12 protein-coding genes are annotated in these 15,316 nt (G+C 28.9%); 2 read left to right on the top strand and 10 right to left on the bottom strand.

What is annotated here, in order from left to right; translation table 11 throughout:
• Positions 1-39: 39 nt before the first annotated feature.
• The 7 genes from JW646_RS11625 to JW646_RS11595 all read right to left on the bottom strand — a co-directional run bounded on the left by JW646_RS11625 (position 40) and on the right by JW646_RS11595 (position 7,804).
• On the bottom strand, positions 40-951 hold the full coding sequence (locus JW646_RS11625; RefSeq protein ID WP_228415264.1) for a bifunctional enoyl-CoA hydratase/phosphate acetyltransferase: 912 nt from the start codon (positions 949-951) through the stop codon (positions 40-42).
• Between the two features lie 16 nt (positions 952-967).
• Positions 968-1,789, bottom strand: a complete 822-nt coding sequence (locus tag JW646_RS11620; RefSeq protein ID WP_228415263.1) for a MerR family transcriptional regulator — start codon at positions 1,787-1,789, stop codon at positions 968-970.
• Positions 1,790-1,885: 96 nt separating this feature from the next.
• Positions 1,886-2,971, bottom strand: coding sequence for a butyrate kinase (gene buk, locus JW646_RS11615; protein ID WP_074919803.1), 1,086 nt, complete (start codon positions 2,969-2,971; stop codon positions 1,886-1,888).
• Between the two features lie 113 nt (positions 2,972-3,084).
• On the bottom strand, positions 3,085-3,681 hold the full coding sequence (locus JW646_RS11610; RefSeq protein WP_228415262.1) for an indolepyruvate oxidoreductase subunit beta: 597 nt from the start codon (positions 3,679-3,681) through the stop codon (positions 3,085-3,087).
• A gap of 1 nt (position 3,682) precedes the next feature.
• Positions 3,683-5,467, bottom strand: coding sequence for an indolepyruvate ferredoxin oxidoreductase subunit alpha (gene iorA, locus JW646_RS11605; protein WP_228415261.1), 1,785 nt, complete (start codon positions 5,465-5,467; stop codon positions 3,683-3,685).
• Positions 5,468-5,496: 29 nt separating this feature from the next.
• Positions 5,497-6,762, bottom strand: a complete 1,266-nt coding sequence (locus JW646_RS11600; protein WP_228415260.1) for an aminotransferase class I/II-fold pyridoxal phosphate-dependent enzyme — start codon at positions 6,760-6,762, stop codon at positions 5,497-5,499.
• A 184-nt stretch (positions 6,763-6,946) separates the two neighbouring features.
• Complete coding sequence (locus JW646_RS11595) at positions 6,947-7,804, bottom strand: Mrp/NBP35 family ATP-binding protein (RefSeq protein ID WP_074919807.1); 858 nt, start codon at positions 7,802-7,804, stop codon at positions 6,947-6,949.
• Between the two features lie 125 nt (positions 7,805-7,929).
• Here JW646_RS11595 and JW646_RS11590 point away from each other — a divergent pair, with 125 nt between their 5' ends.
• A complete protein-coding gene (locus JW646_RS11590; RefSeq protein WP_228415259.1) occupies positions 7,930-8,382 on the top strand; it encodes a GtrA family protein in 453 nt (150 codons plus the stop codon).
• 37 nt (positions 8,383-8,419) lie between these two features.
• Here the strand turns inward: JW646_RS11590 and JW646_RS11585 are convergent, their stop codons facing one another.
• A complete protein-coding gene (locus JW646_RS11585; RefSeq protein ID WP_074919808.1) occupies positions 8,420-10,297 on the bottom strand; it encodes a sensor histidine kinase in 1,878 nt (625 codons plus the stop codon).
• A 193-nt stretch (positions 10,298-10,490) separates the two neighbouring features.
• Here JW646_RS11585 and JW646_RS11580 point away from each other — a divergent pair, with 193 nt between their 5' ends.
• On the top strand, positions 10,491-10,904 hold the full coding sequence (locus JW646_RS11580; protein ID WP_148558264.1) for a single-stranded DNA-binding protein: 414 nt from the start codon (positions 10,491-10,493) through the stop codon (positions 10,902-10,904).
• An 81-nt stretch (positions 10,905-10,985) separates the two neighbouring features.
• On the opposite strand, the gene JW646_RS11575 is transcribed toward JW646_RS11580, so the two are convergent.
• Positions 10,986-12,878, bottom strand: a complete 1,893-nt coding sequence (locus JW646_RS11575) for a glycoside hydrolase family 13 protein (RefSeq protein ID WP_228415258.1) — start codon at positions 12,876-12,878, stop codon at positions 10,986-10,988.
• On the bottom strand, positions 12,856-15,312 hold the full coding sequence (locus tag JW646_RS11570; RefSeq protein ID WP_228415257.1) for a glycogen/starch/alpha-glucan phosphorylase: 2,457 nt from the start codon (positions 15,310-15,312) through the stop codon (positions 12,856-12,858). The genes JW646_RS11575 and JW646_RS11570 overlap by 23 nt, the downstream gene beginning before the upstream one ends.
• Positions 15,313-15,316 lie beyond the last annotated feature (4 nt).

Here is a 15,316-nt window from a genome sequence, read left to right as displayed (position 1 = left end):
AATTCTTTTTTAGCACAAACTAAAAAAGAATTTTTTACCTTATTTATTATGTCCTGCAATTAAGGCACCGTAAGCTATTGAGTATAATTTCGACTCATGACTATCAGCTCTAGAAACTAAAACAATAGGAGCTTTTGCACCCATTATTATTCCAGCAGATTTTCCCCCTGCAAAATATGTTAAAGTTTTTCCTATACCGTTGCCTACTTCTATAGTTGGCATTAACATTATATCTGTTTTCCCTGCTACTCTGCTTTCAAAACCTTTTATCTTTGCTGCTTCTTTCGATACAGCCAAGTCAAATGCTAAAGGCCCTTCTACTATTACACCTTCACCAAACTCTCCTCTTTCTCCAGCTTCTTGTAAAGCTTTCGCATCAACTGTAGCTGGCATTTTAGGATTTACTTTTTCTTTTGCAGCTAAACATGCAACTTTTATTTCTTCTAAACCTAAAGGTTTAGTTGCTTCTATGGCATTTTTTAATATTTTTACTTTTTGATCATAGCCCGGAGCTATGTTCATACCTCCATCTGTAGTTACTAATAATTTATCATAAGCAGGTATTTCATAAACCATAACGTGACTAAGTAAACTATCTGTTCTAAGTCCACACTCTTTATTTAAAACTGCTTTTAAAATAACTGAAGTATCTAATAATCCCTTCATTACAAAGTCTGCTTCTTTTGAAGAAACTAATTTTACAGCAGCTTCAGCACATTCTTCTATAGTATCTTTTTGTATTATTTTTATTCCATTTAAATCAAATTTTATTTCTTTACTAATCTCTCTTATTTTATTTTCTTCACCAATTAAAATAGGAACTATTATGTCCTTTTCTACAGCGCTTTGAATAGCTAATAAAACCTCTTCATCATGAGCTGCTGCCACTGACAATACAACTTTTTTGTCTCCTTTTAATTGATCTAATATGTCCTCTAATTTATTTATCATGGTTATTCCCCTTTATTTAAGATTTCTTTACTAAAATTTGTAGTTCCATAATTACTTCTTCATTTGTTAAAGATAAACTTGGATCTGTTAACTCCATCTCCAATGAGTCATCTAATATTTTGTAACCTTTTTTATTAACATAAGACATTAATTTTTCATAATATGGTGGTGCATCTTTGTGAACACCTTTAAACCTAATACAAACATAAGTTCCTTTTGGAAATATTTTTATTAAGCTTTTATCATATTTTTCTTCTTCTATCATTACAAAAATAGATTTATATTCTCCATATTCTTGCTGAATTAAATCTTCTCTAGCTATGGATACTCCAACGGCTCCATATGTTAAAAAAATCTTATTTTCAGACATCTTTGTCAACTTCCTCAGAGAAAGTTCAATATCATAATCAGTTTTAATACTGTGTCTTAATCTAATTGCTTGCCTTTCATCAAAATCTATTTCCCTAATATTTCCTAGTAAGTCTTCTCTTGTTGAATCTTTAATTTGCATTATTTTATTATTAATCTTATGTTTTATAAGTTCTAATTCACTTATTTTCTGATTAATAAAACTGTTTTGTTCCTCCAGAGAATGTATTACTTCTTCTGTATTTACATTGTTTAGATTATACTTTATTTTATCCAATGAAAGTCCAAGTTCTTTCAAATACTTGATTGTCTCTAAATATTGAAATTGATCTAATGTATAATACCTATACCTATTCTCCTTATTAACAAAACTGGGTTTAAACAAATCTATCTCATCGTAATATCTTAATGTTTTTTTATTTATGTCAAATAGCTTAGATATTTCTCCTATGGTAAAAAAATCCTTCATATGACAACTCCCCTAATTTTAATTATATTTATATTATATAAAATTAGAGGAGTATATCCAATTATGTTAATTTAATCACGTATAAAATTTTCTTAACTAAGCTTTTATAAAATCTGCTTCACTGTATACTGTGGCTTCTTCTTCACCTTCTAATACTCTAAGTGCACCAAAAGCTAACGCCTCTAACTCATTTTCTCCAGGTAATATTTCTACTGGTGCTATAAACTTAATTCTCTTACTTATTGATTCACTCATATATTTAGAATAAGCTATTCCTCCAGTTATAATTATTGCATCCACATCACCATTAACAACTGTAGCAAGTTCACCTATAGATTTTGCTACTTGTAAAGCTAGGGCATCATATATTAATTTTGCATATTCATCACCATTAGCTATTCTTTCTTCCACTTCTCTAGCATCAACAGTATTTAAATATGAAACTATTCCACCTTTACCCCTAACATTTTTAACCATTTCTTTGTGAGTATATTTACCAGAATAACATAAATCAACTAACATTTTTCCTGGTAATCTTCCTGCCCTTTCTGGTGAAAATGGCCCTTCTTCATCAGAAACAAAGTCTACCATTTTTCCTTTTTCATGAACATTTAAACTTATACCTCCACCTAAATGGGCTACTATTAAATTTAAATCGTTATAGTTTTTGTTATTCAATTTTGCATATTTTATGGCCATAGCTCTAGTGTTTAATGCATGAGTTAAACAAACTCTATCCAGTCCTTTAAGTCCAGACACTTTTGCTATATCTCCACTTTCATCTACACAAACTGGATCATATATATATGAATTTACCCCAATTTCATTGGCAATAGAATAGGAAATTGTAGCTCCTAAGTTTGATGCATGATCTAATGTAGGTCTATTATTTAATCTATCTATCATTTCCTCATTTATTAAATATGCACCTGATTTTACTGGTGGTAATCCCCCACATCTTCCTACTACCGCATTTATACTCTTTAGCTCTATTTTATTTTCTTTTAAAGCTTCTTCTATCTCGTTTTTTCTCATTTCAAATTGATCCATTATAGATTTGAACTTTGATAATTCTTCTACTGAATGATTTAATGTTTTTGCAAAAACTTGATTTTCTCCATCATATACTGCAAATTTTGTTGATGTTGAGCCAGGATTTACGGCTAAAACTCTATAAGTCATACTTTTGTCCCCTTTTATAATTTTTTTATATTATAATCTTTCACTATGATATATGTCAAAAGCTATTATAAGTTTTCTTATAATAGCTTTTGAGTTTATATGGCTAAATAAATTTAAACAGTTGCCTTAATTGCTTCTTCTACTAAGTCCATACCCACGCGGAAAGCTTTTATATTTAAATCAATAAACTTTTCTTTTACATTTTTTCTTATAATATCTTCCCAGTGGATTTTTTCTAGACCCATTGATTTTACTAGAGAACCTAATAATATAACATTCATTACTTTTGCATTTCCTAGTTCTTCAGCTTCCTTTGCCGCATCTATAATTTTTGCATTTAATCTTTTTAATTCTGAATCTATTTCTTCTTCTTTGTATTCAAGTTTTCCTACTAATGTAGACACTGAATTTAATCTATAATTATTTACAACTACTTTTCCTTCTGGTTTCAAGTATTTTAAATATCTTAAAGCTTCCATTTTTTCAAAAGAAACTATCATATCTGCTCCACCAATTTCAATAACAGGAGAATAAACATTATCTTCACTATATCTTACTTGAGAAGAAACTGACCCACCTCTTTGGCTCATACCATGTATTTCACTCATCTTTACATCGTATCCAGCTTCCATTAATCCTATAGTTAATAACTTACTCGCAAGTATAGTACCTTGACCACCTACACCTACTAACATAATACTTTTAGTCATATTATTTTACCTCCTTAACTATTGCCTCTTTAGGACATACTTGTGAACATATATCACATCCTAAACACTGATTTCTATCTATTTTTGCCTTTTTAGTTTCTTTGTTATATGAAATTGCAGGACATCCAGTCTTAGTACATTTTTTACATCCTATACATAAATCTTCTACAACTTCGCATTTTGTTGTAAATGGCTTATTAAACTCTTCTATATCTTCTTTAGAGAATTTTTTAAGAGCACATGGCCATCTTGTAATGATTACAGAAGCCTCTTCATTTTCAAATGCCCAATCAAGAGTATCATTTACTTCTTTTAAATCATTTGGATTTATTACTCTTAAATTTTTTACACCACAAGCTTTAACTACTGCTTCTATACTTATTTCATTAGTTGGTTCACCTTGTAATTTGAAGCCTGAACCTGGATTTTCTTGATGTCCTGTCATACCTGTAATTCTATTATCTAATATTATTGAAATTGCATTACCATTGTTATAAATAATATCTAAGAGACCATTTATTCCTGTATGGAAGAATGTTGAATCTCCAAGCACACCTACAACTCTTTTCTTATTTCCTTCTACCATGTTGAAAACTTGTTGTGCTCCATGTCCTGAACCTAAAGATGCACCCATACAAACTACACAGTCCATTGCATTATATGGTGGTGCAAATCCTAGAGTATAACATCCTATATCTCCAGTTATAACTACATCTTTTCTTTTTCCTAGCTCATAGAATAATCCTCTATGTGGACATCCTGCACAGAATGTTGGTGGTCTTGGAACTAATAATTCTTCATTTGTTTCTAAATGATCAAATGTTTTTCCATATATAGCTTTTCTTATAACATCAGGTGTCATTTCTCCATATGGTGGAAATACATCTTTGCCATTACAATTTATTCCTAAAGCTTTAACATGTTCTTCTATAAATTCATCATTTTCTTCTATAACATATATTTTTTCTACCTTAGATGCAAACTCTCTTATTTTTTCATCTGGCATTGGGAAGGTAAATCCTAGTTTTAAATAAGATGCATCTTTTCCAAATACTTCTTTTGCAAAATTTATACACATACCAGACGCAATAATTCCTACTTTAGTATCGTTTAATTCAATAGAGTTAAGGTCTGTCTCATTAGAGAATTTTTCTAAATTATGAAGTCTCTCCTCCACCTTACCTCTTAATACTCTTGAGTTTGCAGGAACTGTAACATATTTAGGTGCATCTTTTACATACTCTTTTATTCCAACTTCTGTTCTATTTTTACACTCAACTATACCCTTTGAATGACACAGTCTTGTTGTTAATCTATATAAAACTGGCGTATCAAATTTTTCACTTATTTCAAATGCTTCCTTGAACATATCCTTAGCTTCTTGGCTAGTTGATGGTTCAAACATTGGAATTTTGGCTGCTCTAGCATAGTTTCTATTATCTTGCTCATTTTGTGATGAATGTTGTCCTGGTTCATCTGCTGTAATTATTACAAATCCCCCAGTTACACCTGTATAAGCTACAGTAAACAATGGATCTGCCGCCACATTCAAACCTACATGTTTCATAGATGCAACAGTTCTTGCCCCTGCTATTGAAGCTCCTGCTGCTGCCTCAACTGCTACTTTTTCATTTGGAGCCCATTCCGCAAGAATATCATCCTTATATAAAGCTATATTTTCTAATATTTCCGTACTTGGAGTTCCCGGATAAGCTGAAGCATATTTCACACCAGCTTCATATGCGCCACGAGCTATGGCCTCATTACCTGTCATTAATTTCTTCATGTTAATAGTCCCCCTTATTTTTATGTTTTTTATACTAAATTTTTTTCCAATGATTCAACTTTTTCAAAAACTTCTTTTATAATCTTTGGAGCTTTTTTACATTTTTCTTCTGACACTGCACATACAGCAAATCTTAGTCCCATTTTTAAAGGAACTAAATAAAGATTTTCTTTAGTAAGTGCTTCACAAACTTCTCTTGAATTATTACATGGTATACTTACAAAAAATCCATCCCTATATGGAAGTATCTCAAGATTTACTTCTTTTGCACCTTGTACAAAAGCTTCTGCTCTTTTAACAAGCATATCTTTATATTGATTTTTCTCAATTTTATATTCTGCATACTTTTTGTCATCTGCAATTAAGTGAGAAAGAATAGACATAGCCCCTCGATTGCAATTAGACCAGTTAGCTCTGCAAGAGTGCATTAATGAGTAATAGAATTCCTCAGCCATATCTTCACTAGAAGATATCCCTATGGCTGCTCCCATTCTCATTCCATAAGCAGTAAATCCTTTTGACATACTAAAGCCTACTATTGATAATATATTTTCTGGTAAGTTTCCAAACTTTTTAAAGAATTTTCTACTTGTTACATCATCTTTAACAAAATCTATATATGCAACATCTATAAATAAAACTATTTTTTTACTTTCATCCTTTGCAATTTCTTTAACAAAATCTAATATTTCATCCCACTCATCATCCGATACAGTATATCCTGTTGGGTTGTGACCAGGGGTGTTAATTATTGTAAAAATATTTCCTTGCTTATCTATAATTTCTTTAAATTTAGATTTAAAAGATTCTATATTGAACTTTCCTTCATCATTAAATAACTTATAATTTGCAACTCCTCTTCCTGCTTCCTCTCCTATAATTCCATAAGGACTCCAGTACCAATCAGAAGTTAAAATTACATCTTTTGGATTAGTATAGTTCCACATTGCTAATTTAATAGCACCACTTCCTCCTGGAGAAGCTACAACTCTTACATAACCATCTGGATCATTACCTTGAAAGCAAACTTTTTTTACAGCCTCTTTATAGTCATCTTGTCCTGCAATAGAAGCATAAGCAGATATTTCATTATTAGGTAATGATTTTAATTGATCAAAAACGCTACTCATTGTTATTAGTTTTCCTTCATCATCCATTAATGCACCAATCGTAGCATTGATAACGTTTTCTTTACCTATATTTTGTTCTGCCTTTTGAGCTCTTTCAGATAAGTTAAATATAATGTCATTTTCTCTGGGCCATCTTGCGTGGTCTGCAACCATACTTAATTTCATTTTATTCCCCCCATTTTATTTCATATCTTTATATTCATAATATTCTCTAATATTATAATAAACCTTCCATTAACTGGAATGTCAATAGGTTTTATCTAATCTAAAAAAAATACACAGTTCAATATATTGAACTGTGTATTTTTTAATCTTGTCTTTTTTGAGCAGACAACTTCATCATTTTTAACTAAAATGCCCCTGACACTTCTTTTTCCTTGTCTTTTAATGACTTAATCATATTTATTACTATAGGATTAAATAATCCTTCAACTTCTTCATCACCATCTTTATAAACACCAATAGACACATTCCCTATTCCAGAATTCATTGGTAATTGACCTAAAAGATCTAAATTCATATCATCAAGGAATTTTCTATTATTTTCTCCGTTAAATATTTGAATCTTTTTACCACAGTCTGGACATGTTATGTAGCTCATATTTTCAACTACACCTATAACATCTATATCTAACTTTTGTACCATATGAACAGCCTTTGTAACTATCATTGATACCATATCTTGAGGTATTGTAACCATTACTATACCATTTATAGGAATTGATTGCATAACTGTTAAAGCTACATCCCCAGTTCCTGGAGGCATATCTATTACAAGATAGTCTAATTCTTCCCATAAAACATCTGTATAAAATTGTTTTACTGCATTAGATACCATTGCACCTCTCCAAATAACAGGTTCTTCTTCATTTTCTATTAATAAATTTAGAGACATTACTTTTATTCCATCTGCTGTTACTGCTGGATATATAAATTCCTCTGTTGCTCTCGCTCTTTGCTTATCTACACCTAAAAGCCTTGGTATACTAGGACCTGTTATATCGGCATCTAATACACCTACTTTATATCCTTGTTTAGCTAAATTTTTTGCTATAAGTGCTGATACTGTAGATTTTCCTACTCCACCTTTTCCACTCATAACACCTATAATTTTATTAATTTTATTTAGTGGATTATTAACCACTGAACAACTTGATTGCTCTTTATTACAAGATCCATTTGATGGACATGAATTACAATTTGACATTTCTACTTTCCCCCCTAATAATGGATATATCTACAAAATAAATATAGTTCTTTATATTTATTTTGTCAATGAACATAATAATGATATAGAATGAAATAGAATATAAATAACTATTTTTTAAAGACGTGAAGGATGTGAAAGATGTGTTTGCCATAAAGAATACAATTGTAGAAAAGTTTAGACTATATAAAGATAAAATTATAGAATATATAAAATTTAATATTATTGGTACTGCAAATTTTGCAGTTGCTCAGCTATTTTACCTAACCCTATACCTAGTTTTTAAAATTAATTATTTAATTGCATATACGATTACTAGCGTTATAAGCATTACTGCTTCTTATTATTTAAATTCTAGATACACATTCAAAGAAAAAAAATACTCTTTAAAAAAATACTTACTAAGTTTCTTAGTATATATATTTGAATATGCTTTAAACCTAGGTGTTATATTATCATTAGTTAACACATTTGGTCTAAGTAAAGCTATAGCGCCTATAATAGCACCTATTTTCTCAACTATTCCAGTATTTTTTCTAATGAGATTAGTTATAAAACACACAGATGAAAAAAAATAAACACATTATTAATTTTTAATTAATAATGTGTTTATACTTATATATCCGAAAACTCTATATTTGCTCTGCTATATCTTACTTCTTCTTTTTTTTGTATGATAAGTTCTTCACCATTATTTAATAATTCTCTAGGTATAACGACTATAAATTCACTTCCTTGATTAACCTCACTATTAACATTAATAGTTCCTCCATGCAAACTTACTAAAGATTTTACCAAGTATAGGCCTATACCACTTCCCTGTTTTTCCATTCTATTTCTACTTTCAACTTGTTCAAATCTTTCAAATATGCAATTAGCTTTTTCCTTTGGTATTCCAATTCCTTCATCTTTTACACTAATCTTAATTTTATCTGCTTTAATATATAAATTTACATATATATTTCCATTTTTTTTATTAAATTTAACTGCATTTGATAATAAATTAAGCATGGTTCTTTCTATAATATCTTGGTCAAATAGTACTACTTCTTCTTCAACATTTGTATCAAAAATTAAGTGCATACTATTAAATTCTGTAAATTCCACAATAGATTCACATATGTCTTCTATAAATGCTACTATATCTGCGTTAATAGGATTAAAACTAATATATCCTGCCTCAACTCGTGTTGAATCTAATAAATTATTTATAAGCCTCACAAGCCTTAGGCTATTCATCTCCATTATATCCATATATTTATAAAATTTATTAGCGTCTTGTGGTGATAATTTTGTTAAATTTAATTTGATCAATTGAATTGTGCTCGATATAAGATTGATTGGTGTCCTCAATTCATGAGATAAATTTGCAAAAAAATCTAATTTAAGTTGATTTTTTTCTTCTTCTATCTTCTTTTTTTCTGTTACATCAGTTAAAATACCTACTCTTTTTGATATATTTCCTTTTGAGTCCTTTATTGGCAAAAATTTATACCAAATCCATTTTTCTTTTCCATTATCTAATTTAACTTTACCAGTACCTTCGTTACATTCATCAAATTCATAATCTATATTTTGATCATTCCATTCTACTCTTTTAAAATATTCATATAACTTGTCAAAATCTTTATATAAGTCTTCTGGGCTATCTTCAAATACATTTCTAAAGGCAGGACTAACATAAGTTGCCCTCTCCTTATCTCTAATAATAAACACTGAATCAGAATACTTAGTTATCTCTCTAAAATTTTCTTCATTTTCTTCTAAGCTTTTTTCAAAAACTAACTTATCATTAATTTCTACACTAAAGCCTCTTGTTCCTATTATATTATCATTATCATCTATTATAGGCCATATGGTTGATTCTAAATAGATTTTAGTGCCGTCCTTTTTTCTTAATGTTTGGTAGAAAGTTTTTACATTTCTATTTGATATTACGTTGTTTTCTTGTTGTCTAAATTTCCTAACATCAGACGTTTCCCATAAGTCTAAATCTCTTTTTCCAGTGGTTGTTTTTTTATCCTTTAATTTTGAATCATCACAATTTGGGCATACATCTATATATACTCCATTTAAGTCTTTTGCCCAATTGTATATTATGAAATCTTCTTCATCATACCTCATATTGTAACTCATAGAAAATACTACTATGAAATACTCTTCTAAATAATATATATCCATCATTACAGTTTTATTATTTATCTCAACTGTATACTCTATATTCTTATGACCATTTTTAATTATATCATTTACAAATTGGTCAAATTCTTCTCCTTTAAATTTATTTTTTATCCAATTATTTACTATTAATTCTGTTACTTCTTTTTCAAATACATTATTTTCTGTTAACAGCTTAAAAATTTTTTCAAATTCTTTGTTTTGCTCCAATACCTCTATGCCAATGTATTTATTATGATTATTCTTTTTACTATTTATTATTAAGTAAGCTATTTTACTATTTCTTATTATATTTCTATAAATATCCTTTTTCATAATAAAAACCCCTCATTTTCAATTCTCTATTAAATTAACATAGATTTTAACTCTCATCATTATTTTAATTATATCACTTTTTTACATTTTTTTCCTTATTCAAAAAAATAAAATTTTCTTTTTAATATATGTATATTCGAACTTATGTTTGTCTATAATTTTAATAAATTACATAAAAATATGGAGGTTTTAAATGAATAAAGTCATACTAGTAGGAAGATTGTGTCAAGATCCAGATTTAAAATATATAGGTGAAAATAATATACCTATTACAAAATTCACATTGGCAGTTAATAGAGATTATAAAAATGCTCAAGGAGAACACGATACTGACTTTATTAATTGCGAAATATGGAATAGACAAGCAGAAGTTTTTAGCGAGTATATGACTAAGGGTAGATTAGTTTATATGGAGGGAAAAATTAAAGTAGATAAATATTTATCTCCAAACGGAGAAAATAAAAAGTCTATCACAGTAAACTGTGACTTGTTTAGATTTATAGATTTTAAACAAAATAATAATACTGAAAATACCTTTAATAATGAAGAAATCTTTACAGATGAAGTTTTTGATGGTGATATATCCGAAAGTGAGATTCCTTTTTAATAAAACATTACTTTTCTCATTCAACCATCTTATCAGGTTAAAATGTGTAGATTATCAATAATCTACACATTTTTTCTATAATTACTCAAATAATTCATTTTGAATATTTTTCATTTTAAATATAATAAAAGATTTTGGTCTAATGTCTACTACGAATTTACCATTTTCTTTTTCCAAAGTAGCGCCATAATCACCAGGAGTATATTTTATTCCTATTTCATCTAATAAATCACACCCAAAATCAAAATCTATACATTTGTAATCTTCACTTCTATTTATAATTATTAAACAATTATCTTCATCTTTTTCATTAAGTGATCTTTCATAAGCAAAAACATCATTATCCCTAGTATAAATAAAATTAGTTTCACCATTTAATAATGATTTCACTCTATATCTAGTTTGAATAGAATTTCTATAAAAATCCATCATCTCATTATCTTCATTTTTCCATGGATAAGTTCTTCTGTTATCTGGATCTTTGTCTCCTTCAAGACCTGCTTCATCGCCATAATAAATATACGGTACCCCTTCAAAAGTCATTTGTGCTAATACTGCAAGTTTAATCATATCTTTATCATTATTAAGTTCTGTTTTAACTCTTTTAACATCATGAGTCCCTAATAAATTCAAATTTGATTTAAATGCCTCTGGTGGATAGTTTTCTTTCATTTCCATATACAAATCAGTAAGTTCATATGAAGCTATTTCTCCCTTTAAGAAAGATAGTATTCCTTTTCTAAATGGATAACCCATGGCTGAATCAAGCTGTTTTCCTAAAAGATAGTTTCTACGTTGTCCATAACTAACTTTATTAGAAGCATCTTCCCAAACTTCTCCAATTAAAACTGAATCTGTTTTAGATTTTTTTAACTCTTTTTTAAATTCAGTTACAAATTCATCTGGTAATTCATCTACTACATCTAATCTCCATCCTTTAACTCCAATTTTAGTCCATTTATTTAAAACACTCTCTTCATCTTTAATTATATAATCCATATATGAAGGTTCTAATTCATCTACATTTGGTAAATCTTTAATTCCCCACCAGCATTTGTACCCAACCTTTGAATCATCAAAAGTATACCAACTTCTGTAAGGAGAGTCCTCATCATTATAAGCTCCTTTGCTAGAGTAGTTGTTAAACTTATTGAAATAAATACTATCAGCACCTGTATGACTAAATACACCATCAAGTATTATAGACATTCCCTTTTCATTAGCTTTTTTAATTAACTCTTTAAATATTTCTTCGTCACCAAACATAGGGTCAATCTTTTTGTAATCTCCTGTATTGTATTTATGGTTGCTAGATGATTCAAAAACTGGACTTAAATATATAATACTAACTCCAAGCTTTTTAAGATATCCTAACTTGTTAATAATCCCTTTAAGATTACCTCCATAAAAATCCCATCTTATGATATCTCCATTTTCATCTTTTATATACATTGGATCGTCTTCCCAATTTGCATATATAAAACTATTTTTCTTTGGATTGTTTGGTTTTCCAGTTCTATTACCATTATTAAATCTATCTACAAATATATGATATAAAATACCTTCTTTAAACCAAGTTGGAGCCTTACTTTCTTCATATACTGTTAATTGATATTTATTTAGGTTGTCAAAATCATATTCACATACTTCACCATTTTGATTCATTTTCCCATAAAAAATTTTTTTATTATGTCCATCCTGTTCAGCTTCAACTTCAAAATAATAATAGTATACTGCCGGAATTAGTAATGGATCTATTTTACATTGGTATATGTGTTCTTCTTTTTTATTCAATAAAATTCGTCTTATTTCTTTACTATTTAAATTTTCATCTTCTTTTGTTATTACTAAACAAATACTGTATACCTCTTTGCTAGCACTAACTTTAATATCAGCTCCCTGGTTAACATCTAAGGCTCCAAAAGGAGCCTTAAAGTGTTCATCCCAGGAGTTAAATGATATTATTTTGCACATCCTCATCACACCCTTTAAACCAAATATCTTCTATATATTCATTTATAGTTCTATCACTAGAGAAAATCCCAGAATTAGCAATATTTATAAGAGACATTTTGTTCCACTTCATTTTATCTTTATAAAGATTGCTTATTTTTTGTTGTGATTCAGCATATTCATCAATATCTCTGAGAACAAAGTATTCATCATTATAAGTTATTAAAGCATCATAAATTTCCCTACCCTCTTTTCCTAGTCCAGGTATAAAACCATTAACTAAATCATCTACAACTCGTCTTAGTAACTTGTTAGAGTGATATAAATCCTTCGATGAATATCCACCATATTTGTTATAATCTAATACCTGCTTAGCACTAAGTCCAAATAAAAACATATTCTCTTTTCCTACTTGTTGATATATTTCCACATTAGCTCCATCTAACGTTGCCAGTGTTAATGCTCCGTTCATCATAAACTTCATATTACTAGTTCCTGATGCTTCCTTTGTAGTGGTTGAAATTTGTTCACTTACATTTGCTGCTGGTATAATCTTTTCTGCTAGTGATACACCATAATTTTCTATAAATACAACTTTGATTTTGTCTTTTACCCTAGGGTCATTATTTACTAAATTAGCAACACAATTTATTAATTTTATTATACATTTTGCTAAATAATATCCTGGTGCTGCCTTAGCCCCAAATATAAAAGTTCGGGGTTGAATATCTAATTCAATATCCCCATTATCCAGTATTTCATGATACAAACAAAGTACATGTAAAATATTCATAAGTTGCCTTTTATAAGCGTGAAGCCTTTTCACTTGTACATCAAATATAGAGTTAGGGTCTATTGTTATGTTGTTATTTTCTTTTATATAATTAGCAAGTCTTACCTTATTATTAAATTTTATTTTTTCTAATCTATTCAATACTTTTTCATCATCCACAAATTTTTCTAATTCCTTCAAATGAGATGTATCTTTTATCCACTTATCCCCAATCAATTCTATTATTAAGTTGGCTAGTTCAGGATTTGAACTTATAAGCCATCTTCTGTGGGCTATTCCATTTGTTTTATTATTAAATTTATATGGTTCTTCTTCATAAAAATCATTTAGCACTTCTTCTTTTAGCAATTTAGTATGAAGTTGTGCTACACCATTTATACTATAGCTTGATACTATACATAAATTAGCCATCCTAATTTCACCATCATACATAATAGCCATTCTTTTAACTTTCTCTTCACTATAGCCTTTTTTTCTTAAATTATTAACATATATCCTATTAATCTCTTCAATTATCATATACATTCTTGGTAGAAGTTTTTTCATAATATCTTCTGACCATCTTTCCATTGCCTCACATAATATTGTGTGATTTGTATAAGACATTACTTTAATAGTTATGTTCCATGATTCATCCCAGGACAATCCTTCTTCATCTAATAATATTCTCATCATCTCTGGTATACACAATGCTGGATGAGTATCATTTATATGAATAGCAATTTTATTGGGTAAATCTTGTGGTGTAATTTTATATCTTCTGCATTTTCTAAATATATCTTGAATTCCTGCACTTACAAAGAAATACTCTTGCTTTAATCTTAACAGTTGTCCTGCATAGTTTGAATCATTTGGATATAAAGTTTGAGAAATTTCCTCTGCATAATATTTATATTTTAGTGCATCTTCATAACTAGCAGCTTGATTTTTAGCATGTAAAGATGATTTTCCAAAATCTCTTGTTGGTATTTCACTTTTCCATATTCTAAGTGTGTTTATACATTCATTTTCATAACCAATTATAGGTATATCATAAGGCATTGCCATTACTGGAATATAATCTTTATGAATAACTTTAAGATTGCCTTCATCATCTTCTTCAAAATTAATTTTTCCTTCATATTTTACTAATAATGCTCTATTGGGTCTAACTGTTTCCCAAGAATAAGAACTATTTATTAGCCAGTTATCTGGAACTTCAACTTGAGAATTGTTTACAAACTTTTGCTCAAACAATCCGTACTTATACCTTATTCCATATCCATGACCACTGATGCCTACACAAGCCATGGAATCAAGAAAGCAAGCTGCCAATCTTCCCAACCCTCCATTACCTAATGCAGGATCTGGCTCTGACTCAACTATCTCATCTAAGTTTATTCCCAATTCACTTAAACCTTGCCTTACAGTATTTTCAAATCCAAGATTTAATAAATTTGATTTTAATTGTCTTCCTAATAAAAATTCTATGGAAAAATAAAATACTGCCTTTTCTTGATATATTCTACTACCTTCCCAGTCTTTTGAAATCATATCTTTTATAACATAACAAAGTACATTAAAAAGTTCTTCATTACTTGCTTCTTCAAGGGTTTGAGCATATAAGTTATTCATTTTTCTTCTGAAATGTTCTTTAAATCGTTTTTTATTTATTGTAATCATTAAA

This window comes from Terrisporobacter hibernicus, assembly GCF_020809405.1.
GTDB classification, from domain to species: Bacteria; Bacillota; Clostridia; order Peptostreptococcales; family Peptostreptococcaceae; genus Terrisporobacter; species Terrisporobacter petrolearius.
Note: the sequence above shows the minus strand (reverse complement) of the source record. Positions and strands in the feature narration are given on the sequence as shown.

Coding starts and splice junctions, on each gene's coding strand:
- JW646_RS11625 (WP_228415264.1), bottom strand. CDS start 951: ATGATAAATAAATTAGAGGACATATTAGATCAATTAAAAGGAGACAAA.
- buk (WP_074919803.1), bottom strand. CDS start 2,971: ATGACTTATAGAGTTTTAGCCGTAAATCCTGGCTCAACATCAACAAAA.
- JW646_RS11585 (WP_074919808.1), bottom strand. CDS start 10,297: ATGAAAAAGGATATTTATAGAAATATAATAAGAAATAGTAAAATAGCT.
- JW646_RS11610 (WP_228415262.1), bottom strand. CDS start 3,681: ATGACTAAAAGTATTATGTTAGTAGGTGTAGGTGGTCAAGGTACTATA.
- JW646_RS11575 (WP_228415258.1), bottom strand. CDS start 12,878: ATGTGCAAAATAATATCATTTAACTCCTGGGATGAACACTTTAAGGCT.
- JW646_RS11600 (WP_228415260.1), bottom strand. CDS start 6,762: ATGAAATTAAGTATGGTTGCAGACCACGCAAGATGGCCCAGAGAAAAT.
- JW646_RS11595 (WP_074919807.1), bottom strand. CDS start 7,804: ATGTCAAATTGTAATTCATGTCCATCAAATGGATCTTGTAATAAAGAG.
- iorA (WP_228415261.1), bottom strand. CDS start 5,467: ATGAAGAAATTAATGACAGGTAATGAGGCCATAGCTCGTGGCGCATAT.
- JW646_RS11570 (WP_228415257.1), bottom strand. CDS start 15,312: ATGATTACAATAAATAAAAAACGATTTAAAGAACATTTCAGAAGAAAA.
- JW646_RS11580 (WP_148558264.1), top strand. CDS start 10,491: ATGAATAAAGTCATACTAGTAGGAAGATTGTGTCAAGATCCAGATTTA.
- JW646_RS11620 (WP_228415263.1), bottom strand. CDS start 1,789: ATGAAGGATTTTTTTACCATAGGAGAAATATCTAAGCTATTTGACATA.